Annotated in this window: 20 protein-coding genes; 14 read left to right on the top strand and 6 right to left on the bottom strand. The window is 72.2% G+C overall.

Features of this window, described 5'->3' with window-relative positions; all coding sequences use genetic code 11:
- The first annotated feature begins 128 nt into the window (after positions 1–128).
- Both ACFVVO_RS06655 and ACFVVO_RS06650 read left to right on the top strand, forming a co-directional pair.
- Positions 129–815, top strand: a complete 687-nt coding sequence (locus ACFVVO_RS06655) for a response regulator transcription factor (RefSeq protein ID WP_390052283.1) — start codon at positions 129–131, stop codon at positions 813–815.
- A gap of 9 nt (positions 816–824) precedes the next feature.
- Complete coding sequence (locus tag ACFVVO_RS06650) at positions 825–2,231, top strand: ATP-binding protein (RefSeq protein ID WP_390052282.1); 1,407 nt, start codon at positions 825–827, stop codon at positions 2,229–2,231.
- A 53-nt stretch (positions 2,232–2,284) separates the two neighbouring features.
- Here the strand turns inward: ACFVVO_RS06650 and ACFVVO_RS06645 are convergent, their stop codons facing one another.
- Positions 2,285–3,283 (bottom strand): TAXI family TRAP transporter solute-binding subunit, encoded by a 999-nt coding sequence (locus ACFVVO_RS06645; RefSeq protein WP_390052280.1) that lies wholly within the window; start codon positions 3,281–3,283, stop codon positions 2,285–2,287.
- Between the two features lie 107 nt (positions 3,284–3,390).
- On the opposite strand from ACFVVO_RS06645, the gene ACFVVO_RS06640 reads away from it, so the two are divergent.
- From ACFVVO_RS06640 to ACFVVO_RS06625, 4 genes are all read left to right on the top strand, one after another.
- Positions 3,391–3,798, top strand: coding sequence for a MazG nucleotide pyrophosphohydrolase domain-containing protein (locus ACFVVO_RS06640; RefSeq protein ID WP_390052279.1), 408 nt, complete (start codon positions 3,391–3,393; stop codon positions 3,796–3,798).
- A 181-nt stretch (positions 3,799–3,979) separates the two neighbouring features.
- Positions 3,980–4,729 (top strand): PP2C family protein-serine/threonine phosphatase, encoded by a 750-nt coding sequence (locus tag ACFVVO_RS06635; protein WP_390052277.1) that lies wholly within the window; start codon positions 3,980–3,982, stop codon positions 4,727–4,729.
- 33 nt (positions 4,730–4,762) lie between these two features.
- Positions 4,763–6,289, top strand: coding sequence for a tRNA (N6-isopentenyl adenosine(37)-C2)-methylthiotransferase MiaB (gene miaB / locus ACFVVO_RS06630; RefSeq protein ID WP_390052276.1), 1,527 nt, complete (start codon positions 4,763–4,765; stop codon positions 6,287–6,289).
- A 124-nt stretch (positions 6,290–6,413) separates the two neighbouring features.
- A complete protein-coding gene (locus ACFVVO_RS06625) occupies positions 6,414–7,127 on the top strand; it encodes a class III extradiol dioxygenase subunit B-like domain-containing protein (protein ID WP_390052274.1) in 714 nt (237 codons plus the stop codon).
- A 102-nt stretch (positions 7,128–7,229) separates the two neighbouring features.
- Here the strand turns inward: ACFVVO_RS06625 and ACFVVO_RS06620 are convergent, their stop codons facing one another.
- Entirely contained in the window at positions 7,230–7,502 is a 273-nt protein-coding gene (locus ACFVVO_RS06620) for an antitoxin (RefSeq protein ID WP_390052273.1), read from the bottom strand.
- A gap of 26 nt (positions 7,503–7,528) precedes the next feature.
- Complete coding sequence (locus tag ACFVVO_RS06615; protein WP_390052271.1) at positions 7,529–7,828, bottom strand: hypothetical protein; 300 nt, start codon at positions 7,826–7,828, stop codon at positions 7,529–7,531.
- Between the two features lie 179 nt (positions 7,829–8,007).
- On the opposite strand from ACFVVO_RS06615, the gene miaA reads away from it, so the two are divergent.
- The 6 genes from miaA to hflX all read left to right on the top strand — a co-directional run bounded on the left by miaA (position 8,008) and on the right by hflX (position 16,239).
- Positions 8,008–8,946: a tRNA (adenosine(37)-N6)-dimethylallyltransferase MiaA gene (gene miaA / locus ACFVVO_RS06610; RefSeq protein ID WP_390052270.1), complete on the top strand. Its 939-nt coding sequence runs from the start codon at positions 8,008–8,010 to the stop codon at positions 8,944–8,946.
- A gap of 108 nt (positions 8,947–9,054) precedes the next feature.
- Positions 9,055–9,579 carry a hypothetical protein gene (locus ACFVVO_RS06605; RefSeq protein WP_390052367.1) on the top strand — a complete coding sequence of 175 codons (525 nt, stop codon included), beginning with the start codon at positions 9,055–9,057 and terminating at the stop codon, positions 9,577–9,579.
- A 58-nt stretch (positions 9,580–9,637) separates the two neighbouring features.
- Positions 9,638–10,507: a diaminopimelate epimerase gene (dapF, locus tag ACFVVO_RS06600; protein WP_390052268.1), complete on the top strand. Its 870-nt coding sequence runs from the start codon at positions 9,638–9,640 to the stop codon at positions 10,505–10,507.
- 284 nt (positions 10,508–10,791) lie between these two features.
- Entirely contained in the window at positions 10,792–12,963 is a 2,172-nt protein-coding gene (locus ACFVVO_RS06595) for a RelA/SpoT family protein (RefSeq protein WP_390052267.1), read from the top strand.
- Positions 12,964–13,077: 114 nt separating this feature from the next.
- Positions 13,078–14,598, top strand: a complete 1,521-nt coding sequence (locus tag ACFVVO_RS06590; RefSeq protein WP_390052265.1) for a M1 family metallopeptidase — start codon at positions 13,078–13,080, stop codon at positions 14,596–14,598.
- 150 nt (positions 14,599–14,748) lie between these two features.
- Positions 14,749–16,239, top strand: a complete 1,491-nt coding sequence (hflX, locus tag ACFVVO_RS06585) for a GTPase HflX (RefSeq protein ID WP_390052263.1) — start codon at positions 14,749–14,751, stop codon at positions 16,237–16,239.
- Between the two features lie 82 nt (positions 16,240–16,321).
- Here the strand turns inward: hflX and ACFVVO_RS06580 are convergent, their stop codons facing one another.
- The 3 genes from ACFVVO_RS06580 to ACFVVO_RS06570 form a co-directional block, all read right to left on the bottom strand.
- On the bottom strand, positions 16,322–17,530 hold the full coding sequence (locus ACFVVO_RS06580; protein ID WP_390052261.1) for a trypsin-like serine peptidase: 1,209 nt from the start codon (positions 17,528–17,530) through the stop codon (positions 16,322–16,324).
- Positions 17,531–17,656: 126 nt separating this feature from the next.
- Entirely contained in the window at positions 17,657–18,889 is a 1,233-nt protein-coding gene (locus tag ACFVVO_RS06575; protein ID WP_390052259.1) for a trypsin-like serine peptidase, read from the bottom strand.
- Between the two features lie 310 nt (positions 18,890–19,199).
- Complete coding sequence (locus ACFVVO_RS06570; RefSeq protein ID WP_390052257.1) at positions 19,200–20,174, bottom strand: alpha/beta hydrolase; 975 nt, start codon at positions 20,172–20,174, stop codon at positions 19,200–19,202.
- 332 nt (positions 20,175–20,506) lie between these two features.
- On the opposite strand from ACFVVO_RS06570, the gene ACFVVO_RS06565 reads away from it, so the two are divergent.
- Positions 20,507–21,979, top strand: a complete 1,473-nt coding sequence (locus ACFVVO_RS06565) for a diaminobutyrate--2-oxoglutarate transaminase family protein (RefSeq protein WP_390052255.1) — start codon at positions 20,507–20,509, stop codon at positions 21,977–21,979.
- Between the two features lie 234 nt (positions 21,980–22,213).
- Positions 22,214–24,163 (top strand): IucA/IucC family protein, encoded by a 1,950-nt coding sequence (locus tag ACFVVO_RS06560; RefSeq protein ID WP_390052253.1) that lies wholly within the window; start codon positions 22,214–22,216, stop codon positions 24,161–24,163.
- Positions 24,164–24,195 lie beyond the last annotated feature (32 nt).

Below are 24,195 nucleotides of genomic sequence, written 5' to 3'. Positions count from 1 at the left end.
CAACCGGAACCCCCTTGACGCCGTCCTTGTCCATCGGCGTGACTTCCATCGTGCACGCACGCGTGCACGTGAGATACAAGCCGAACGAGAATGACGACCGTACGACCACTGAACCGGAGGGGGCGGCGATGAGACTGCTGCTCGTCGAGGACGACAACCACGTCGCCGCGGCCCTGTCCGCGGTCCTCGCGCGACACGGCTTCGACGTCACCCACGCGCGCAGCGGCGAGGAGGCCCTCCAGGCGCTCGTTCCCGAGGGCGCCGGTTTTGGGGTGGTCCTGCTCGACCTGGGCCTGCCCGACCAGGACGGCTACGAGGTCTGCGGCAAGATCCGCAAGCGCACCAGCACCCCGGTGATCATGGTCACCGCCCGGTCCGACGTCCGCTCCCGGATCCACGGGCTCAACCTGGGCGCCGACGACTACGTGGTGAAGCCGTACGACACCGGAGAACTGCTCGCCCGGATCCACGCCGTCAGCCGGCGCAGCGTGCAGGAGGACCCCGCGCCGGACGCCGGGGGCGCGCTGCGGCTCGGGTCCGTGCACATCGAGCTGCCCACCCGCCAGGTCAGCGTCGACGGTTCGGTGATCCAGCTGACGCGCAAGGAGTTCGACCTGCTCGCGCTGCTCGCGCAGCGGCCCGGCGTGGTCTTCCGGCGGGAGCAGATCATCAGCGAGGTGTGGCGCACCAGCTGGGAGGGCACCGGTCGCACTCTGGAGGTGCACGTCGCCTCCCTGCGCGCCAAACTGCGCATGCCCGCGCTGATCGAGACCGTACGAGGCGTCGGCTACCGGCTCGTCGCCCCGGCCGCGTAGCGGGGACGGGTGCGCACCCGGCTGCTGCCGCTGCTCATCGTCCTGATGGCGGCCGTACTCCTCGCCCTGGGCGTCCCGCTCGCCGTCAGCCTGGCCGCCGCCCAGCAGCAGAAGGTCGTCGTCGACCGGATCGACGACACCGCGCGCTTCGCCGCGCTCGCCCAGTTCGTCACCGACGTCCCCACCCTGTCCCGGCCGTCCACCACGGACGAGCGCCGGCAGACCCTGCGCCGTGAACTCGACAGCTACCACGGCGTCTACGGCATCCGCGCGGGCGTCTTCTACAGCAATGACGCCGCCATGGCCAACGCCCCGGGCGACTGGCTCCTACCGCGGACGGGGGAGGTGCGGGAGGCCTTCGACGAGGCGCTGCTCAGCCGCCGCAGCCACGACCCGCGCCAGGTGTGGCCCTGGCAGCGCGGCCGGCTGGTCGTCGCCTCACCGGTGATCCGGGACGGGGACGTGGTGGCGGTCGTGGTCACCGACTCGCCCACCGGGCAGCTGCGCTCGCGCATCCTGCGCGGCTGGCTGGTCATCGGGGCCGGCGAGGTCGCCGCGATGCTGCTCGCCGTCGGCGCCGCGCTGCGGCTGACCGGCTGGGTGCTCAGACCGGTGCGCATCCTGGACGCCACCACGCACGACATCGCCACCGGGCGCCTGAAGTCCCGGGTCGCGGTCGGCGGCGGCCCCCCGGAACTCAGGCGGCTGGCCCGATCGTTCAACGAGATGGCGGACAATGTCGAGGACGTCCTGGAGCAGCAGCGTGCCTTCGTCGCCGACGCCTCGCACCAGTTGCGCAACCCGCTGTCGGCACTGCTGCTGCGCATCGAACTGCTCGCCTTGGAACTCCCGAAGGGCAACCCGGAGATCGCCTCGGTCCGCACCGAGGGCAAGCGTCTCGCGCAGGTCCTGGACGACCTGCTCGACCTGGCGCTGGCCGAGCATGCCGAGGCCGACCTCCGGCTGACCGACATCGGCGCGCTGGCCGAGGAGCGGGTGGCGGCCTGGGCACCGGCCGCGGACGCCAGGGGCGTCCGGCTCACCGGCGACTGCCCGCCGACGACCGGCTGGGCCGACCCGATCACCCTGTCCAGCGCGCTGGACGCGGTGATCGACAACGCCGTGAAATTCACGCCCGAGGGCGGCACGGTCGAGGTCACCGTGGACTCCAGCGGCGACAGCACGACCGTCCAGGTCAGCGACACCGGGCCCGGACTCACCGATGAGGAACTCACGCGCGTGGGCGACCGTTTCTGGCGCAGCGGCCGCCACCAGAACGTCAAGGGCTCCGGGCTCGGCCTGTCCATCACCCGCGCCCTGCTCGCCGCGGGCGGCGGCTCGATCGACTGCGCGCACCACGAGCCGCGGGGGCTGACGGTCACGGTGACGGTGCCGCGGCACGCCGAGCCGCGCTAGGCACCCTCCCCTCCCGGACCGGCCGGGCGACCGGGCCTCGCGCGAGCCGCCCGCTACGGCTTGACCGACTGGTAGTAGCGCCGGGCGCCCTCCTGCAGGGGCAGCGGGTCGGTGTAGATGGCGGTACGCAGGTCGACCAGTTGCGCGGAGTGGACATGGGCGCCGATGTCGTCCCGGCTCTTGATCACCGTGCGGGTCACCCACTCGGTCAGCCGGGGATCCATGTCCGCGCGGGTCATCAGCACGTTGGACACAGCGATCGTCGCCACCGTCGAGCCGTGCTGCACGCGCGCGTACGCCGACTCGGGAATGTTGGTGGCCCGGTAGTACCGCCCGGCCTCGTCGCCCGCGTGCAGCTTGGCGACGAGGTCGCCGTCGATCGGCACGAACTTGAAGGCGGCCTTTTTGGCCAGGCCCTCCAGCCCCCTCGTGGGCAGCCCGCCCGACCAGAAGAACGCGTCGATCCTGCCCTGTGCGAGACGGGCGGGCCCGGTGTCTATGCCGTCCGACACCGGCGTGATGTCCTTGTGCGGGTCGATGCCGGCGGCCCTGAGCACACGGTCGGCGATCAGCCGTACCCCTGAGTCGGGCAGACCGGTGGCCACCCGCTTGTGCCGCAGGTCCGCGACGCTGTCGACATCCGAGTCACGCGGCACGATGAGCTGCACGTAGTCGTCGTACAGCCGGGCCACTCCGCGCAGCCGGCCGGACGAGCCGGGGTGCCGCTGTTCGTACGTCCCCACCGCGTCGGCCGCCGCGATCGTGAAGTCGGCATGTCCGGTGGCCACCCGCTGCACGTTCTGCTGCGAACCGGCGCTGTTCAGCAGCTTCACCTTCAGGCCGGGCATGTCCTTCGCCATCTCGGTGCGCAGCCGCTCGCCGTACTCCTCGTAGACCCCGCGGGACGTGCCCGTACTGAAGACGATCGTCCCGCTCGGCGGCTTCTCGCCCAGGGGCAGCAGCCACCACAGCAGCAGCCCGAGGGCCACGGCACCGGCGGCCGCGCTCTGCAGCGCCCGGCGCCTGCTGATACGGGGGAACACTTTGGACATGCGGGCGATCCTGCCAGCCGCCCGCGGGGCTGACCAGGGCCGGGGTCACCACGGGGCGCGGCGGCGGCGCGGCCGGGGCTGTCGGTGGCGGTCGTTAGAGTCGCCGCATGAGCACTTCGCCCGCCCGTCTCGTCCGTGAATTCCACCTCGCCTTCGGCCTCGACGCGCACAGCACGCCCACCGAGGTGGCTCCCGCACTGGCCGCGCAGCGTGGGGAACTGCTCGCCGAAGAGGCCGCGGAGGTCGCCGAGGTGTCGGTCGAAGGTCCGCTGGACCGGCTCGCGCACGAGCTGGCCGACGTGGTGTACGTGGCGTACGGCACCGCGCTGGTCCACGGCATCGACCTCGACGAGGTGATCGCCGAGATCCACCGGGCCAACATGAGCAAGCTGGGCCCCGACGGCCAGGTCGCCCGGCGTGCCGACGGCAAGGTCCTCAAGGGGGAGCACTACCGGGCGCCGGACGTGACGGCCGTGCTGCGCCGCCAGGGCTGGACAGCGGACGGCGCGGCCTGACACCCGCGGCCTGAGCGCCCCGGTGCCCCGGCGGTACCGAGCCCGCAGGGTCGGACGGGGGCGACGACGCTGAGCGAGGCCGGGAGAACGCCTACGCTTGAGAACGAGGATCTTGTCCGCATCCGGTCCCGCCGGCCGGGACATCGGGGGCCCGTCCCCTGTGTGAAGGCGGTGACGTGCCATGCCGTACGCGGTGGTGAGTGCGCTGAGTCATCCCGGGCTGGTCCGCGACCGCAACGAGGACAGCCTCGTCGCCGGACCGTGGACCCTGTGCGCCACGGTCACCGAGAACCCGCAGACCCTGGTCTTCCCGCTCGGCACACCTCTCGTCGTCGCGGTGGCCGACGGACTCGGCGGACATCCCGGCGGCCATGTGGCCAGCGCCCTGGTGGCCCGCCGGATCGCGGCCGCCGGCCCCGGCCTGAGCGGCGAGGACGCCGTCCGCGACGCCGTGGACGACTGCAACCGCGCCATCCACGCGGCCGCCGGCGGCGACGCGGGAGGCGAGTTCGCGACCATGGGCACGACCGTGGCCGGCGTCGTGCTGCGGCCCGGCTCGCTGCTGGTGTTCAACGTGGGCGACAGCCGGGTCTACGCGGCTGACCGGGACGGACTGCGGCTGCTGAGCGTCGACGACCGCCCCCCGCCGGATTCCGCGTGGGGCGGCACCCACCTCGTCACCCAGTGCCTGGGCGGCAGCCCCGCGTACCGCCCCGTCCGCGCCCATGTGACCGCGCGGCCCCTGTCGCCCGGCGACCGCTGCCTGATGTGCACCGACGGCCTGACCGATCCGCTGCCGGACGACGTGCTCAGCGAGGTGATGCGCGAGCACGACGACGGCCGGGCGGCCTTCGAACTGTGGAAGGCCGCCATCACGGCGGGCGGCCCGGACAACGTCACGCTGGCCGTCGTGCGTGTGGCGGACGAGTGAAGGGGCCCCTCGGCGAGCACCTACCCTTGACCCATGACCAGCAGCAGCGACCGGAGCCTCGCAGTGGACGTTCAGGGACCGAGGACCTACGAAGTGCGCACCTACGGGTGCCAGATGAACGTCCATGACTCCGAGCGATTGTCCGGACTGCTCGAGGAGGCCGGCTACGTGCGTGCCCCCGAGGGATCGGACGGGGACGCCGACGTCGTCGTGTTCAACACGTGCGCGGTACGTGAGAACGCCGACAACCGGCTGTACGGCAACCTCGGCCGGCTGGCGCCCAAGAAGGTCTCGCGGCCCGGCATGCAGATCGCGGTCGGCGGCTGTCTGGCGCAGAAGGACCAGGACACCATCGTGAAGAAGGCGCCCTGGGTGGATGTCGTCTTCGGTACGCACAACATCGGCAAGCTGCCCGTCCTGCTGGAGCGCGCCCGCGTCCAGGAGGAGGCGCAGGTCGAGATCGCCGAGTCCCTGGAGGCCTTCCCCTCCACGCTGCCCACGCGGCGCGAGAGCGCGTACGCGGCCTGGGTGTCGATCTCCGTCGGCTGCAACAACACCTGCACCTTCTGCATCGTTCCGGCGTTGCGCGGCAAGGAGAAGGACCGCCGCACCGGCGACATCCTCGCCGAGATCGAGGCCCTGGTCGCCGAGGGCGTCTGCGAGATCACGCTGCTGGGCCAGAACGTCAACGCCTACGGCTCCGACATCGGTGACCGCGAGGCCTTCAGCAAGCTGCTGCGCGCCTGCGGGAACATCGAGGGCCTGGAGCGGGTGCGGTTCACCTCCCCGCACCCGCGCGACTTCACCGACGACGTCATCGCCGCCATGGCCGAGACGCCGAACGTCATGCCGCAGCTGCACATGCCGCTGCAGTCAGGCTCGGACACCGTCCTGAAGGCGATGCGCCGCTCGTACCGGCAGGAGCGCTACCTCGGGATCATCGAGAAGGTGCGCGCCGCCATCCCGCACGCGGCGATCACCACCGACATCATCGTGGGCTTCCCGGGCGAGACCGAGGAGGACTTCGAGCAGACCCTGCAGGTCGTCCGGGAGGCACGCTTCTCGCAGGCGTTCACCTTCCAGTACTCCAAGCGGCCCGGAACCCCGGCCGCGACCATGGAGAACCAGATCCCCAAGGAAGTCGTCCAGGCCCGCTACGAGCGTCTGGTCGCCCTTCAGGAGGAGATCTCCTGGGAGGAGAACAAGAAACAGGTCGGCCGCACGCTCGAGCTGATGGTGGCCGAGGGCGAGGGCCGCAAGGACGGTGCCACCCACCGGCTGTCCGGCCGGGCCCCCGACAACCGTCTTGTCCACTTCACCAAGCCGGAGCAGGAGGTGCGCCCCGGTGACGTCGTCACCGTCGAGGTGACCTACGCGGCCCCGCACCACCTCCTCGCCGAGGGCCCCGCCCTCGACGTGCGCCGTACGCGCGCGGGCGACGCCTGGGAGAAGCGCAACGCCACCGAGGCCGCCAAGCCGGCGGGCGTGCTGCTCGGCCTGCCGAAGATCGGTGTCCCGGCGCCGCTGCCCGTCGCGGCGAGCGGCTGCGGCTGCGACTGAGCGGCACGGGCGCCGGCCGGCGTGCGGATCGACCCGGGTTCCGGCCCGGGTTCCGGCCCGGGGGTCGGCCCGAGGCTCGGCGTGGGGTAACGCTCCGTCTTCCTGCGGCGTTACCCTGCCGGTCATGCTTGTCGCCGCCGCTGTCTGTCCCTGCCCGCCGCTGCTCGTGCCCGAGGTGGCCGCGGGTGCCGCACCGGAACTGGACCCCGCGCGCGCGGCGTGCGCCGACGCGCTCGGCGTGCTCGCCGCCGCCCGTCCCGACACGCTCGTGGTGGTCGGGCCCGCCGAACGCAGCGGGCGCGGATGGCACCCACAGGGCGCCCGGGGGTCCTTCCGCGGCTTCGGTGTCGACGTCACCGTACGGCTCGGCCCTGCCACGCACGCCGTCGGCGAGCGTGAGCTGCCGCCGTCGCTGGCCGTCGCGGCCTGGCTGCTGGAGCGCACCGGCTGGGCGGACGCCCCGATCGAGGGGCTCGGCGTCGGGGAACCGCTCGAGCCCGAGCGGTGCGCGGAGACCGGCAGGGAGCTGGGCGCCCGGGCCGGGCGGGTCGCGATGCTGGTGATGGGAGACGCCAGCGCCTGCCGCACCCTCAAGGCACCGGGCTACCTCGATGAGCGGGCGGCCCCCTTCGACGCCGCGGTGGCGCGTGCCCTTGGCACGGCGGACGTGGCCGCGCTCCAGGCGCTGGACGCCGGGCTGGCGTACGAGCTGAAGGCCTCCGGACGCGCGCCCTGGCAGGTCCTCGCGGGCGCGGCGGAGGACGCGGGCCTCGAGGGGACGCTGCTGTACGACGACGCGCCCTACGGAGTGGGATACCTGGTCGCCACATGGTCGTAGCCCTGGAGCGGGCTGTTGCAGGCCGTTGCGGGCAGCGGGCGCGAAACGGCGGACGGCCGGGAGGCATGGTGCTCCACAGCCGTCCGGCGATCCGGGTGCCGTTCAGGAGGTGGGCGGCGGGCCCTCCGGCCGGGCCGGGGGCTTCGCACCGCTGACGTGCGGCTCCTCCTTGTGCGCGAGGCGGTCCATCGCCTCCTTCGCCTTGCCCGTACCGGCGTGGATCCGGTCGGTGTACTTGCCCTTGGTCCGCTCGTCCACGGCCCGCGCCGCCTTGTCGAGGCCGTGCTGCACCTTGTCCCCGTGCTGGCGCGCCAGATCCGACACCTTGTCCTTGGCCGGACCCAGCTTGGCCTTCATGTTGTCCAAGAGACCCATGCTCCACCTTCCCTGATGGGGGACGGTCATCTGCGGGCGCCCTCACCGGCCTCGCTGTCGGCGGCCTCGTCCGCGGACTGCTGCTTGGGGATCTCCGCGCCCTCGGCACCCTCGGCATCCTCGGTCACGCTGGTCCCCGCGGCCTCCGCCCCGGCCGCCGCGCCCTCGTGCCCGTCCTCGGACGAGCCCGTCGCCTCCGCTGTCTCCGCGCCCTCGACCGCCTCCGGCGTCGCGGCCTCTCCCGGCGCGCCCTCGCCCCGGACCTCGGCGGCCGACGCCTCCCGCTTCGCCTTCGACCTGCCGAGAAGCCGTGCAAAAACGCCCATAACCACTCCATACGTTACTCGTGCGGGCGAAATCCCGCGTCAAGCGGTGCGTCCGATTGCGCCACCCGGGTCACCGCCTCCAAAGACCGAGCGGGCGGTATCTCGGTGCAACGAACCGGGATGCGCGCCGTCACGTAACTCGTTCGAGGCGCGGCTGTGAGGTTTGCGAGACTGGTGCGGTGAGCAGCGCAGCCCCCACCCCCCGCGTCATCGCCGTCGTCGGCCCCACAGCGGCCGGAAAGTCCGATCTCGGCGTATTCCTCGCCCAGCGACTCGGTGGCGAGGTCGTCAACGCCGACTCCATGCAGCTGTACCGAGGGATGGACATCGGCACCGCCAAGCTGACGCCCGAGGAGCGGGCCGGTGTACCGCACCACCTGCTGGACATCTGGGACGTGACGGCCGCCGCATCGGTCGCCGAGTACCAGAAACTGGCCCGCGCGCGTATCGACGCGCTGCTCGCCGAGGGCCGCTGGCCGATCCTGGTCGGCGGCTCCGGGCTGTATGTACGCGGAGCCGTCGACAACCTCGAGTTCCCCGGCACCGACCCCGTGATCCGGGCCCGTCTGGAGGAGGAGCTGACGCTGCGCGGCTCCGGTGCGCTGCACGCCCGCCTGGCCGCCGCCGATCCCGACGCCGCCCGCGCCATCCTGCCCGGCAACGGCCGCCGCATCGTCCGCGCCCTGGAGGTGATCGAGCTCACCGGGCAGCCCTTCACCGCGAACCTCCCCGGCCACGACTCCGTCTACGACACCGTGCAGATCGGCGTGGACGTAGCCCGCCCCGAGCTCGACGAGCGCATCGCGCGCCGCGTCGACCGGATGTGGGAGGCGGGGCTGGTGGACGAGGTGCGCGCGCTGGAGGCGCGGGGGCTGCGCGAGGGCCGTACGGCCTCGCGCGCGCTGGGCTACCAGCAGGTGCTCACCGCGCTCGCCGGGGAGTGCACCGAAGCGGAGGCGCGGGCCGAGACCGTACGCGCCACCAAACGCTTCGCGCGCCGCCAGGACTCCTGGTTCCGGCGCGATCCGCGGGTGCACTGGCTGAGCGGTGCGGCGGCGGACCGCGGGGAACTCCCACGGCTGGCTCTGGCTGTGGTCGAACGACCGGTCACAGCCTGATCACGTGATGGCATCGGGATGCGCCGCCGGTCAACGCGGCCTGTGACGCCGTGCCATCATCGAGCTTCGATCGACCAAGTGGAGTCCTAGTTGGGAGGGCGCGTGGCGATGGAGGCCGGCCCTCGCGACACCGCACGAAGTGCCGAGCAGATCACGACCGACCCCGGTGAACCGGAACAGGGCGAGGACCGTCTGACCGACGACGCGGAGCGTCTGGCCGACGACGGTCCCGACGACACCGAGGGTGGCGTCACCGCCGACGGCCCCGCGCCCGAGGAGATGTACGCGAGCGGTCCGGAGGTCGAGGTCGAGCTGCGTCCGCAGCGACGGCTGCGCATCTGGCAGCTCGCGCCCATCGTGGCCCTGGCCGCGGGCGGCTCCCTGATGTTCGCCTTCCCGCTCGCCTTCGACTTCGGCGACAGCGGCGCGGTCATCGCCATGCTGGGCCTGCTGATCTGCTCCTGCGCCGCGGGCTGGGGCATGATGGCCGCCCGCCGGGTGGGCTACACCTGGCCGGGTCTGCCGGCGCGTGGCTCCGGACGCCGCCCCGACTGGCGGGTCGTCCTCGCCTACGTGCTCCTGGTGGCCCTCGTGGCCGTCCTCGCCGTGTGGCGCGTGGCCCGGCTGCGCTAGCCCCTGCCCGCTCCCCGGCGGCACCGCCGTTGTCGTACCGACCCCGTACGATCGAGGGATGAGCACGCGGATCGCCTTCCTCAAGGGTCACGGCACCGAGAACGACTTCGTGATCGTCCCGGACCCGGAGAACACCCTCGACCTGACCCCGGCCGAGGTCGCCGCCCTGTGCGACCGCCGGGCCGGCATCGGCGGCGACGGGGTGCTGCACGTCGTGCGGTCCGCCGCGCACCCGGAGGCCAGGAAGATGGCCGCCGAGGCGGAGTGGTTCATGGACTATCGCAACGGCGACGGCTCGATCGCGGAGATGTGCGGCAACGGCACCCGTGTGTTCGCCCGCTACCTCCAGCACGCCGGTCATGTGGCCGAAGGTGACATCGCGATCGCCACGCGCGCGGGTGTGAAGAGCGTCCACATCGCCAAGGACGGAGACGTCACCGTCGGTATGGGCAGCGCACTCCTGCCCGAGGGAGACGTCACGGTGAGCGTGGGTGAGCGCAGCTGGCCCGCGCGCAACGTCAACATGGGCAACCCGCACGCCGTCGTCTTCGTCGACGACCTCGCGCACGCCGGTGACCTGCTCTCCCCGCCGCCGTTCGCCCCCGCCACCGCCTACCCGGAGGGCGTCAACGTCGAGTTCGTCGTGGACCGCGGCCCGCGGCACGTGGCGATGCGGGTGCACGAGCGCGGTTCCGGCGAGACCCGCTCGTGCGGCACGGGCGCGTGTGCCGTCGCCGTGGCCGCCGCCCGCCGTGACGGCGCCGACCCGGCCCGCACCGGCGCCCCGGCGACGTACACCGTGGACGTGCCCGGCGGCCGTCTGGTCATCACCGAGCGGCCCGACGGCGAGATCGAGATGACCGGACCCGCTGTTGTCGTCGCCGAGGGCGAGATCGACGCCGAGTGGCTGGAAAGCGCGCTTCGCTGACCAGGCGAGACGCCGGTCGTGGCGGCTCCCGGACACCCGGATCAGCCATTTCCGGCGGCCGGGGGCCATTCGAAACCGCGGCCGAGCGCAGTGCAGGTGGCGCAAACTCTAAACCTCCATGTCGTCGCTCGATTGGGTGATCCGTTTCACGCTCGGCGAGAGGCGGTCAGCCGCACGGGATGGGCTCGGTAGCATCAAGCACCGGCACGGACGGGGGAACGTCGCCATCCCTGAGCCGCGCATGCCCCGGGCTCCGTCCGCCGGTCCACGAGCCGGAGGTGCCCATGAGTGCGGAGGCCACGAACCCTGCGAACCCCGGCCCGGTCGCGCCCGCGGCAGCGCCCGCGACGGTCCGCCGGAAGTCCCGGGCCAGGATCGACCTGCGTCGGCTCGGCCGGGCCGCGCTGCTCGGCCCCACCGCGCGCGACAAGCTGCCCGACGCCATCAGCCACGTCGTCGACGCGCACCGCGCCCATCACCCCGACGCGGACCTCGAACCGCTGCGCCGCGCCTACGTCCTGGCCGAGTCCTCGCACCGCGGCCAGATGCGCAAGAGCGGCGAGCCGTACATCACGCACCCCCTGGCCGTGACCCTGATCCTCGCCGAACTCGGCGCGGAGACGACGACGTTGACGGCCTCCCTGCTCCACGACACCGTCGAGGACACCGACGTGACGCTGGATCAGGTGCGGGAACAGTTCGGCGAGGAAGTGCGTTATCTGGTCGACGGTGTCACCAAGCTGGAGAAGGTCGACTACGGGGCCGCCGCCGAGCCCGAGACCTTCCGCAAGATGCTCGTCGCCACGGGCAGCGACGTGCGGGTGATGTCGATCAAGCTGGCCGACCGCCTGCACAACATGCGCACCCTCGGCGTGATGCGCCCCGAGAAGCAGGCGCGGATCGCCAAGGTCACCCGGGACGTCCTCATCCCGCTCGCCGAACGCCTCGGTGTGCAGGCGCTGAAGACCGAACTGGAGGACCTCGTCTTCGCCATCCTCCACCCCGAGGAGTACGAACACACCCGGGATCTGATCGCCGGGAACACGGCCCACCCCGACGACACCCTCGCGGAGACCGCCGACTCGGTCCGCGCGGTGCTGCGCGAGGCCGACATCGCCGCCGAAGTCCTCATCCGCCCCCGGCACTTCGTCTCCGTCCACCGGGTGGCCCGCAAGCGGGGACAGCTGCGCGACGCCGACTTCGGCCGCCTGCTGGTGCTCGTGGCGGAGGACGCCGACTGCTACGGCGTCCTCGGCGAGCTGCACACGTGCATGACGCCGGTCGTCTCCGAGTTCAAGGACTTCATCGCCGTACCCAAGTTCAACCTCTACCAGTCGCTGCACACCGCCGTCGCCCGCGCGGACGGGCAGGTCGTCGAGGTCCTCATCCGCACCCACCAGATGCACAGGGTCGCCGAGGCCGGCGTGGTCGCGCTCGGCAACCCCTATGCCCCCGGAGCCGACGATCCCGCCGACGGCGAGCGCGCCGATCCCACCCGCCCCGGCTGGCTCTCGCGCCTCCTGGACTGGCAGGAGGCCGCACCCGACCCCGACACCTTCTGGTCCACCCTGCGCGAGGACCTCGCCCAGGACCGCGAGATCACCGTGTTCAGGCCGGACGGCGGTGCCCTCGGCTTGCCCGAGGGCGCCAGCTGTGTGGACGCCGCCTACGCCCAGTACGGCGAGGACGCCCACGCCTGCATCGGCGCCCGCGTCAACGGCCGCCTGGCCACCCTCAGCACCGTGCTGCGGGACGGCGACACGGTCCAGCTCCTCATGGGCCAGGACCCGGCCTCCGAGCCCTCCCGCGAGTGGCTGGAACACGCCCACACGGCCGCGGCGCGGATCGCCATCCAGCGGTGGCTGGCCGCGCATCCGGGCGGCAGCGGCGAGACACAGGCCGAAGCGCGGGCCGAGGAGGCGGAACGTGCCCCCGGGAGCGCGGCCGGCGAGGCGGTCGTCCGGCCCGCCGAAGCCGAGAACGGCGGCGTCACCCGCCCCCGCGGCGCCGACGTGCTCCTGGACCGGCCGGGAGCCACCGTGCGTCTCGCTGGATGCTGTACGCCCGTACCGCCCGACGGGATCACCGGCTTCGCCGTGCGCGGGGGAGTGGTGACCGTGCACCGCGTGGAGTGCGCCGCGGTGGCGGAGATGAAGAACCGGGGGCGCACCGATATCGACGTGCGCTGGGGGGACACCACCGAGTGCCGGGTCACCCTGGTCGCCGAATCGTTCGGCCGCCCGCATCTGCTGGCCGACCTGACCGAGGCGATCGCCCTGGCCGGTGTCGACATCGTCTCCGCCACCGTGGAACCCCCCAGTCAGCAGCGGGTCCGCCACACCTACACGCTCCAGCTCCCCGACGCGGCTCACCTCCCGGCCCTCATGCGGGCGATGCGCGACGTGCCGGGGGTGTTCGACGTGGCCCGGTCCCAGCACCAGGCACCCGCTTCCTGAAGGGCCGCCGAAGGCGCCCGGATTCGTGAAGAAGGCTCTGCGGGACCAACCCGATCGGGTGGGCCCGGCGCGAGTCGCCGTCGTGCCGCACGCGCGCGCTGGTAGCCGTGGTGCATGCCGTTCACCCTCCGCCGGGGCCGGAACCTCCGCCCCTTCCGCCGCCGGAAGGCCGCCCTGCTCGCCTCCGCCGTCTCCGTCTGCCTGCTCGCCGCCGCTGCCCCGGCCGAGCCCCTGGGCGTCGGTGACCGGCTCTTCCCGGACCTGGGCAACCCCGGATACGACGTGGCGTCGTACGACCTGTCCTTCACCTATTCCGGGAGGAACGACAAGCCGCTGCGGGCCGTCACGACCATCAACGCCTGGACGACCACCGGCCTGGACCGCCTCAACCTCGACTTCGCGCACGGCACCGTCGAGTCCGTCGAGGTGGACGGCCACCCCGCCGCCTTCACCAGCGCGGGCGAGGACCTGGTGGTCACGCCGGACCACCGACTGCCCCGGGGAAGCTGGACGCGGATCACCGTGAAGCACACCAGCGACCCCGTCAGCGCCAAGGACCGGGACGGCGGCTGGGTGCGCACCACCGACGGCCTGGCGATGGCCAACCAGGCCGACGTCGCCCACCTGGTCTTCCCGTGCAACGACCACCCGTCCGACAAGGCGCTGTTCACCATCCGGGTCACCGCCCCGAACGACTACACCGCCGTGGCCAACGGCCTGCCCACCGGCGCCGAGCGCGTCGGCCGTGCCACCACCTGGACCTACCGCACCCAGCACCCCATGGCCACCGAGCTCACCCAGGTGTCCATCGGCCGCTCAGCCGTGGTGCGCCGCCAGGGACCGCACGGGCTGCCGGTCCGCGACGTCGTGCCCAGCGCCGACCGCAAGGCGCTGGAACCCTGGCTCGCGAAGACGCCCGGGCAGATCGCCTGGCTGGAGAGCAAGGTCGGCTCCTACCCGTTCGAGACGTACGGCCTGCTCATGGCCCAGGCCTCCACCGGGTTCGAACTGGAGACGCAGACCCTCTCGCTCTTCGAGAAGGACCTCTTCACGAAGCCCGCCTATCCCGCCTGGTACGTCGACTCGATCATGGTGCACGAGCTGTCCCACCAGTGGTTCGGCGACAGCGTCAGCCCTCGCACCTGGTCCGACGTCTGGCTGAACGAGGGGCACGCCACCTGGTACGAGTCCCTCTACGCGCAGGAGAAGTCGAAGCGGCCCATGGAGGACCGCATGAAGGCCGCCTACGGCGCCTCCGACCGCTGGCGGGCCGCCGGCGGGCCGCCGGCCCGGCCCAAGCCGCCCGCGCCCGGCGAGAAGATCAGCATCTTCCGGCCGAACATCTACGACGGCGCGGCGCTGGTGCTCTACGCCCTGCGCCAGGAGATCGGTCCGCGGGCCTTCGAGCGACTGGAGCGGGCCTGGGTCCGGGAGCACCGCGACTCGACCGCCACCACCGTCGAATTCGTCCGCCTGGCCTCGGCCTTCGCCGGCCGCGACCTGACCGGCTTCTTCCAGCCCTGGCTGTACGGCGAGAAGACCCCGCCGATGCCCGGCCACCCGGACTGGAAGAGCGGTAAGTCCGCCAAGGAACCCAAGCGGGACAAGCGCGGTAAAAAGGGTGGGCGGGGCTGAGAATAAGGCGATGACGAGCCGTGCCGTGCCGTGCGACCATCTTCGGGTCGGCGCGGCACGGGACACGGGAATCTCCCGGGGTACTCGTGCGTTGTGTCTCATGAGCGCCGACCCGCGCCGACCCGGCATTCCCACCGACGTAAGGATCCAATGACCTCCTCTTCTTCCCCTTCCCAGGACACCAAGCGCCTCGCGCACGACTATCCCGAAGGTCTTCGGGCCGATGCCCTGATGGAAGAGGACGTCGCCTGGAGCCAGGAGATCGACGGCGGGCGGGACGGCGAGCAGTTCGACCGCTCCGAGCGCGCGGCCCTGCGCCGCGTCGCGGGCCTCTCCACCGAGCTGGAGGACGTCACCGAGGTCGAGTACCGCCAGCTCCGCCTGGAGCGGGTCGTGCTCGTCGGGGTGTGGACCACCGGGACGATCCAGGACGCGGACAACTCCCTCGCGGAGCTGGCCGCCCTCGCGGAGACGGCCGGCGCACTCGTGCTCGACGGCGTGATCCAGCGCCGGGACAAGCCCGACGCGGCCACCTACATCGGCTCCGGCAAGGCGCTGGAGCTGCGTGACATCGTCATCGAAACGGGCGCGGACACCGTCATCTGCGACGGTGAGCTGAGCCCGGGCCAGCTGATCCAGCTCGAGGACGTCGTCAAGGTCAAGGTCATCGACCGTACGGCCCTGATCCTCGACATCTTCGCGCAGCACGCCAAGTCCCGTGAGGGCAAGGCGCAGGTCGCCCTGGCACAGATGCAGTACATGCTGCCGCGGCTGCGAGGCTGGGGTCAGTCGCTGTCCCGCCAGATGGGTGGCGGTCGCGGCGGCCTCGCCACCCGTGGCCCCGGTGAGACCAAGATCGAGACGGACCGGCGCCGGATCCGCGAGAAGATGGCGAAGATGCGCCGGGAGATCGCGGACATGAAGACCGGCCGCGAGATCAAGCGCCAGGAGCGCCGGCGCAACAAGGTGCCGTCCGTCGCCATCGCGGGCTACACCAACGCCGGCAAGTCCTCCCTGCTCAACCGCCTGACGGGCGCGGGCGTCCTGGTCGAGAACGCGCTGTTCGCGACCCTCGACCCCACCGTCCGCCGGGCCGAGACCCCGGGCGGGCGGCTGTACACGCTGGTCGACACCGTCGGCTTTGTCCGGCACCTGCCGCACCACCTGGTCGAGGCGTTCCGCTCCACCATGGAGGAGGTCGGCGACTCCGACCTCATCCTGCACGTGGTTGACGGCTCGCATCCGGTCCCGGAGGAGCAGCTGGCAGCCGTGCGCGAGGTGATCCGGGACGTCGGCGCCACCGACGTACCCGAGATCGTCGTGATCAACAAGGCGGACGCGGCCGACCCGCTGGTGCTCCAGCGGCTGCTGCGGGTGGAGAAGCGCTCCATCGCCGTCTCGGCCCGCACCGGCCAGGGCATCGAGGAACTGCTCGCGCTGATCGACAACGAGCTGCCCCGCCCCTCGGTCGAGATCGAGGCGCTCGTCCCGTACACCCACGGCAAGCTCGTCGCCCGCGCCCACACCGAGGGCGAGGTGATCTCCGAGGAGCACACCGCGGAGGGCACCCTGATCAAGGTCCGGGTGCACGAGGAGCTGGCCGCGGACCTGGCGCCCTTCACGCCGACGCCCGCGGCCTGACCCCAGGGCGACACAGCGTGGGCGAGAGGCCCGCCACCCCGTTCCGGGTGGCGGGCCTCTCGTCGTCGGCTCAGGGGCCTCGTCACCGTCCGCCGTACGCGCGGCTCATGTTCTGGTAGAGCGCCTCGGCCTCCTTGCCCAGTTGCGGGCCGGCGAGCCAGGTGTTGGTGACCGGCCCGATCGAGGTGTTCGACACCAGCTCGGTCTTTCCGTTCACCACCCGGAACCAGCCGCCGCCGGAGGAGCCACCGGTCATCGTGCAGCCGATCCGGTACATGGTGGGCAGCGACGGGCTCAGCGCCAGCCGACCCGGCCGGTCCAGGCACTTGAACATCTTCAGGCCGTTGTACGGCGGTGCCGCCGGGTAGCCCCAGGCGCCCATGCTCGCCACCTCGGTCGCGGACGGCGCGGAGAAGTCGACGTCGAGCGCTGCACCGACCGTCTCCTCCAGCGACTTCGCCCCGGACTCGGGCTTCACGTGCAGCACCGCGTAGTCGTACGCCGCGCCCGCGCCCCCCGATTCCGAACCGCCCCGGATCCACTCGTTCGAGGTCGAGGCCCAGTCCGCCCACCAAGTGCCGTACGGGGCGGCCTCCGTCGTCGTCGCGCTCCTCAGCTCGGCCTCGGACTTGCCGAGGTCGTTGTACGACGGCACGAACGCGAGGTTGCGGTACCAGCCGCCGTTCCCGCCGGCGTGCACACAGTGGCCCGCCGTCCAGACCAGGTTGGATCTACCCGGGTGGTTGACGTCCTTGACGACCGTGCCGGAGCAGACCATCGACCCCTTGGGCGAGTCGAAGAAGACCTTGCCCACGGGCGCCGCGTTGCGGTGGTACGGCGTCCTCTCCGCCTCGGCCGGCACGGGCCGCGGCTCAGGATCGCTGACGCCCTGGCCGGCCGCCGCGTCCTTGGTGACCGTCTTGTTGGCCTCCTTGGCGGAGCGCATCCGCTCGGGCTTCCACAGGCCCTCGATCACCGGGTTGACGAAGTCCTTGGCCTCACTGAGCCACTTGTCCTTGTCCCAGTTCTTCCAGGCGCCGTTCTTCCACCGGTCGGCGTCGATGCCGTGCTCCTTGAGCCGGCCGGCGATGTCGGCCGGTATTCGGACCTTGCCGGCGCCGCCCGCGTCGTGGGTGGCGGCCCGCGAGGCGCCGGCTCCGGACCGGGCGTCCGCCTTGTCGTCGGTGGAGCCCTCGCAGGCGGTCGTGGTGAACGCCATGGCGGCGACCATGCCGGCCGCCGCCAGAGCGGTTCGGCGCCGGCGCGCCGAGGAAGAAGGTGCGTAACGCATGGTGCGATGTCCCCCGTTGAAATGTCCGATGACGCCCCACCGCGACCGCGCGTGGGGCGGGACCGGACGGCGGCGAGGTCCCCTTGGACATCTCGCCGCCGTCCGGTCCCGTGTGGTGCGGCAGCGCTACTGCCCGGCGAACTTCTTGCTGACCGAGTCGTAGACGCCCTTGGCCACCTCACCCAGACGGGGACCCGCCAGCCAGCCCGCGCGCACCGGGCCGATCGAGGTGTTGGACACCAGGGCGGACTTGCCGTCCGAGCCGGTCTCCACCCAGCCGCCGCCGGAGGAGCCGCCGGTCATCGTGCAGCCGATGCGGTACATCGTCGGGTCCGGCTTGCCGAGGGACAGCCGGCCCGGCTTGTCCTGGCACTGGTAGGCGAGCTGGCCGTCGTAGGGGGCCGCGGCGGGGTAGCCCGTCGCCGTGATGCTCTGCACCTTCGGCACGGCCGGGGCGTCGAAGTTCACCGGAAGCGCCCCGCCGACCGTCTCCTCCAGCGACTTGCCCGCGTTGCCCTGCTCCGGCGTCACATGGATGACCGAGAAGTCGTACGAGGCGCCGTTGCCGCCGGTGCGCCCGCCCTGGTCGATCCACTGCTGCGAGGTCTTCGCCGCGTCGGCCCACCAGACGCCGTACGGGGCGACCTCGGCCCGGCTCGCGTCCTGCAGCTCAGCGGTCGACTTGCCCTGGTTGTTGTACGACGGCACGAAGGCGATGTTGCGGTACCAGCCACCGTTCTTGCCGGCGTGCACACAGTGGCCGGCCGTCCAGATGAGGTTCGACTTGCCCGGGTGCGCCGGGTCCCGCACGACCGTCGCCGAGCAGACCATCGTGCCCTCGGGGGAGTCGAAGAAGACCTTGCCCGACGTGGCCGCGCTGGTGTGATAGGGCGGCCTGACCGCCTGCGCCGTCACCGGCGCCGGGGTCGGGTCCGTCACGCCCTGGTCACCGGAGATGTCGTTGTCGTCGACACGCTTGGCCGGGTCGTTGGCGTCCCGCATCCGGTCCGGGTCCCACAGACCCTTGATGATGGGGTTGATGAAGTCGTTGGCCTCGCGCAGCCAGTCGTCCCTGTTCCAGTTCTTCCAGGCGCCGTTCTTCCACTTGTCGACGTCGATCCCGTGCTCCTTGAGCTTCTGACGGATGTCGTCCGGGATCTTGATCTTGCCGTCACCGGTACCGCCCTGGGTCGCGGCGGCGGTCGGCCTGTCGTCGGCGTTGTCGTCACCGTCGCCGTTGCAGGCCGTGGCGGTCAGCGCCAGCGCCGAGACGAGGGCGACCGTCGCCAGCACGGGGGAGGTCCTGCGCGGCGCGCCCCTCCCTCGGCGAACGGTGAACGACGGCCGTATGGATCGCATGCTGTTGACTCCCCCTGATGTGAAGGTGCTCGGCGCTTCGGTCCCGGCACCGGCACCGCACTCATGGGGAGTTGATGCCGGTCCACTGGTCGCTGGGAACGGCATCACACACTATGCGTTCGCTGTGGGGGAGTTCCGACGGTCCGGCAACGGTTCGGCTACAAGCGGCCTGACCTGGAAGCACACGAGCCGCGGTTCCGTGTCCTCACCTCAAGGAGGACACGGAACCGCGGCTCGGCCGATTCGGTGAGGCGGGCGCTCGGAAGCCGGGGAGAACGGGGGCCCGGCAGCGCCCGGTCGTGCGGAAACCTCAGTCGCCGTGCAGGGCGTTCCGGATGGCGCCGACGGCGATCCTGCGGGCGATGCCGGTCGCATGGCAGTCACGCAGGCTGTCGAGCATCAGGAAGTCGTGCACCATCCCGAGCACCCGTACGGCGGTGACCGGGACGCCGGCCTCCCGCAGCCGGGCCGCGTAGGCCTCGCCCTCGTCGCGCAGCACATCGGCCTCGTCGGTGATCACGACGGCGGGCGGCAGGTCCCGGAGATGGTCGAGGGAGGCGCGCAGCGGCGAGGCGTAGCGCTCCTTCCGCTGGGAGTCGCCGGTCGTGTACTGGTCCCAGAACCAGAGCATGCCGTCCCGGGTGAGGTAGTAGCCCTCGGCGAACTGCAGATAGGACGCGGTGTCGAAGTTCGCGTCGGTCACCGGGTAGAGCAGCACCTGAGCGGCGAGGCGGACGTCACCGCGGTCCTTGGCCATCTGGGCGAGGACCGCCGACATGTTGCCGCCGACGGAGTCGCCGCAGACGACCATGCGGGAGGCGTCGAGGCCCATCTCGGCGCCGTGCTCCACGACCCACCGCGCGACGGCGTAGTTCTGTTCGATCTGCGTGGGGTATCTGGCCTCGGGTGCCCGGTCGTAGACGGGGAAGACCGCGGCCGCGTTCGCCCCGACGGCCAGCTCGCGCACGAGACGGTCGTGGGTGTTCTCGTCGCCGAAGACCCAGCCGGCGCCGTGGATGTAGAAGATCACCGGCAGCGGGCCCTCGGCGCCGCCGGGCCTGACGACACGGGCGCGGACGGTGCCCCACTCACCGGCGTCGACGTCGGTCCAGCTCTCGTCGACGGCCGGTTTGTCCACCCCTTCGCCGGTCTGCAGGCCGGCCAGGATGTCGCGCCCCTGCGCTGGAGGCACCTCGTAGATGCGGGGGTGCGGTGCGGTGGCGTCGGCGAGTTCCTTGGCCGCGCGCTCGAGCTGCGGCGTGGGCGGCGGGGGAAGGTCCGTCATGATCAACCTCCAGGGGGGTTCCGACGCGGTGCGATCGGGGGTGCCGGGCGGTGTCGGCCGGTGCCGGGCGCGCTCGTCTTCCAGCTTGCGCCGACCCCGGGTGGGCGGCATCACGAGCGCCGAGTGGGCGGGGCGCTGGGAGCACCGCGGATGCGCCACGGGTGCGGGGCTGCGGGGACAGGGGGCATCAGGCGGTTCGGCCGCCGTCCAAGGAATACGGGAAAACCCGTAACCCGGGGGCCGGTGCGCGGTTGTAGGGGTGGGGGGTCCGCTGCCTGTGCCCGGTCCCCGCGGATCAACTCGCCTCTGGACAGCGGGGAGGACAGCGAGTCGTGGCCGTGACCGAGTCGGTGGCTGAAGGTGCGTACGGGGAAGAGCGCGCGGTGCACGAGGGGATCCTCAGGCGCCAGTCGGCGCGTGAGTCCGCGGCACGCACCTACGCGCGGGCCCTGCCCATCGTGCCCGTGCGGGCGCGGGGACTGACCATCGAGGGTGCCGACGGCCGCCGCTACCTGGACTGCCTCTCGGGGGCCGGAACCCTCGCCCTCGGCCACAACCACCCGGTGGTCCTGGAGGCCATCCGCCGGGTCCTCGACTCCGGCGCCCCGCTCTCCGTCCTCGACCTGGCGACGCCGGTGAAGGACGCCTTCATCACCGAGTTGTTCCGCACCCTGCCGCCCGGGCTCGCCGACCGTGCCCGCGTGCAGTTCTGCGGACCGGCCGGCACCGACGCCGTCGAAGCGGCACTCAAACTGGTCCGCACCGCGACCGGACGCACCGGCATGCTCGCCTTCACCGGCGCCTACCACGGCATGACGGCCGGGGCCATGGCCGCCTCCGGCGGGGCCGGCGACGTACGGGTCGCGCGGCTGCCGTACCCGCAGGACTACCGCTGCCCCTTCGGCATCGGCGGCCCGCGCGGTGCCGAACTCGGCGCCCGCTGGACCGAGTCCCTCCTCGACGACCCGAAGTCGGGCGTACCGCTCCCCGCCGGGATGATCGTCGAACCCGTCCAGGGCGAGGGCGGCGTGATCCCGGCGCCGGACGACTGGCTGCGCCGCATGCGGAAGATCACCACCGACCGGTCCATTCCGCTGATCGCCGACGAGATCCAGACCGGCGTCGGCCGCACGGGTGCCTTCTGGGCCGTGGAGCACAGCGGTGTCACACCCGACGTCATGGTCCTGTCGAAGGCCATCGGGGGCAGCCTCCCGCTGGCCGTGGTCGTCTACCGTGACGACCTCGACGCCTGGCAGCCCGGCGCCCACGCGGGCACCTTCCGCGGCAACCAGCTGGCCATGGCCGCCGGCACCGCCACCCTGGCTCACGTACGGGAGAACGCGCTCGCCGAGCGGGCCGCCGCCCTGGGCTCGCGGATGTTGTCCCAACTCCGCCAGTTGCAGGAGGCGTTCCCGTGCGTGGGTGACGTCCGGGGACGGGGGCTGATGATCGGCATCGAGCTGGTGGACCCGGAGAGCGGGGCAACCGGCCCGGGCGATGACTCCTTGGCCGCCGATCACCGGGTCGCCACCGATGGCCTCCGGCCCACCCACACCCCGCACCGCGCCGACTCCGAACTCGCGGCGGCCGTCCAACGGGAGTGCCTCCACCGGGGGCTCATCGTGGAACTCGGCGGTCGCCACGCCGGCGTCGTACGGCTCCTTCCGCCGCTGACCATCTCCGACGAGCAGGCGGCAGCCGTCATGGACCGTCTGGCCGACGCGGTGGCAGCGGCGGCCCGCCGACGGCAGGACCACGGCCGCCGACACCGCCATCACGACAACCCCAACCCCGGCAACGGCTAGCAGCCCCACCGGAGCGGCCCCACCGGGGCCCGAGGAGCCACCCACGGCCGGTCCCCTCCTCGTCTCGGTCGCACGCGAACAACGCGCGCGACATGGCTGCTCGGCCCCCCGCCTGGGCCCGCGACGACCGCACAGCGGCACCACCGCACGGCGGCCGAACGGACGACGGGACGTCCGGACGCGAACACCCCCAACCCCCCGTAGCCCCAGCCCCCCCCTTTTCGAGGAGCCGTCTTGAACGCCACCCCCGCACCCGACGGCCGTTCCGGCAGCCCCGACGAACAGGGCGACTCCGGGACCCAGCCCTCTCACGTGCCGCTCGCCGAGTCGTTCCCCCAGCAGAAGCGCCGAGCCCCGGACAGCACGAGTGCGGAAGCCCCTGGCGCCGACCCGCTGGAGGACCCCGATCCCGGCACCGCCGCCCAGACCGCCGCTGTCGAGAACCTCCTGCGCTGCTGGGTACGGGAGACCGACCTCGCCGCCCCCGCCACCGGCACCCTTCGTATCCCGCTGCTCCGCAGTGGCACCGCGCTGATCGTCCAGGTCCGGCACTGGTCCCCGGCGGGCTGGCACCGCTTCGGGCCGGTCTGCCTCGCCGGCGCCGAGACGGCTCCGCCCATCGACGCGATCACTCTCGCGGCCCTCCTCGCCAGGGAGACACCCGGCGGCACCTACGGCACCGCCTGTGTCCCGGAGCAGCCCGGGGCCGCGGGTGACGGTGGCGACCTGGTCGCCAGGGTGGCCGATTCCCTGCGCCGCACCGCGACGTTCCTCAGCGATCGGCGCGCACACCCGGAAGACGGCCCCGACCTCTTCCTCAGCGCCGAGCAGTCCCTCCTCCTCGGACACCCTCTGCACCCCGCCCCGAAGAGCCGGGAAGGTCTGACCGAGGCCGAAGGTCCCGTGTACTCACCGGAGTCGCGCGGCTCGTTCCCGCTGCACTGGTGGGCCGTGGCCCCCTCTCTGCTGATGACGGACTCGGCCTGGACCGAGCGCGGCCGTACCGTTCCCGCGGACCGGCTCACCCAGCGGCTTGCCGGAACCACCCTCCCCCTGCCCGACGGATACGCCGCGCTGCCGCTGCACCCCTGGCAGGCAAGGGAGCTCAGGCACCGCGAGGCGATCGCCGCCCTGCTCGACTCCGGAGCCCTTCGCGACCTCGGTCCCCTCGGCTCGCCCTGGCACCCCACCTCCTCCGTACGCACCGTCCATCGGTCCGACGCCCCCGCGATGCTGAAACTGTCGCTGGGCCTGCGCATCACCAACTCCCGACGCGAGAACCTGCGCAAGGAACTCCACCGCGGAGTCGAGGTGCACCGGTTGCTGCGCGGCGGCCTCGCCCGTCAGTGGCAGGGCGCACACCCCGCCTTCGACATCGTCCGCGACCCCGCTTGGCTCGCCGTCGACGATCCGGACGGGCGGCCCCTGCCCGGCCTCGACGTCATGATCAGACACAACCCGTTCACCCCGGCCGACGACGTCAGCTGCCTGGCCGGACTCGTCACGCCCCGGCCCCTCGCCGAACCGGACCCCGACGCCTGGCCGACGACGGGACCCTGGGCCCTGCGGTCCCGTCTGTCGCGACTCGTCGCGCGGCTCGCCGCACGCACCGGGCGCCCCGTCGGAGCCGTCGCCGCTGAGTGGTTCCTGCGCTATCTGGAACAGGTCGTCCGGCCCGTGCTCTGGCTGGACAGCGAGGCCGGGATCGCCCTTGAGGCCCATCAGCAGAACACGCTGGTCCCGCTCGACCGCGACGGCTGGCCCGCCGGCGGCCGGTACCGCGACAACCAGGGCTATTACTTCCGTGAGTCCCGGCGAGCCGAACTCGACGCGCGGCTGCCCGGCATCGGCGTGCACAGCGACACCTTCGTCGCGGACGAGGTGACCGACGAACGCTTCGCGTACTACCTCGCCATCAACAACGTGCTCGGGCTGATCGGCGCCTTCGGCTCCCAGCAACTCGCTGACGAACGGCTGCTCATCGCCGCGTTCCGCGGCTTTCTCACCGAGGCCGCGTCAGGCCCGCTCGCCCTGCGGACCCCGCTGCCCGGCCTGCTGCTCGACTCGCCTGTCCTGCGCTGCAAGGCCAACCTGCTGACCCGGTTGCACGGCATGGACGAACTCATCGGCCCGGTCGACACCCAGTCCGTCTACGTCACCATCGCCAACCCCCTTCACTCCTGAGCGAACCGCCCTGCCCTTCCGCACCTCCCGAA

It is taken from the genome of Streptomyces sp. NPDC058145 (assembly GCF_042884245.1).
GTDB lineage: Bacteria > Actinomycetota > Actinomycetes > Streptomycetales > Streptomycetaceae > Streptomyces.
The sequence above is the reverse complement of the archived record's forward strand: the minus strand, read 5'-3'. Positions and strand labels throughout refer to the sequence as shown.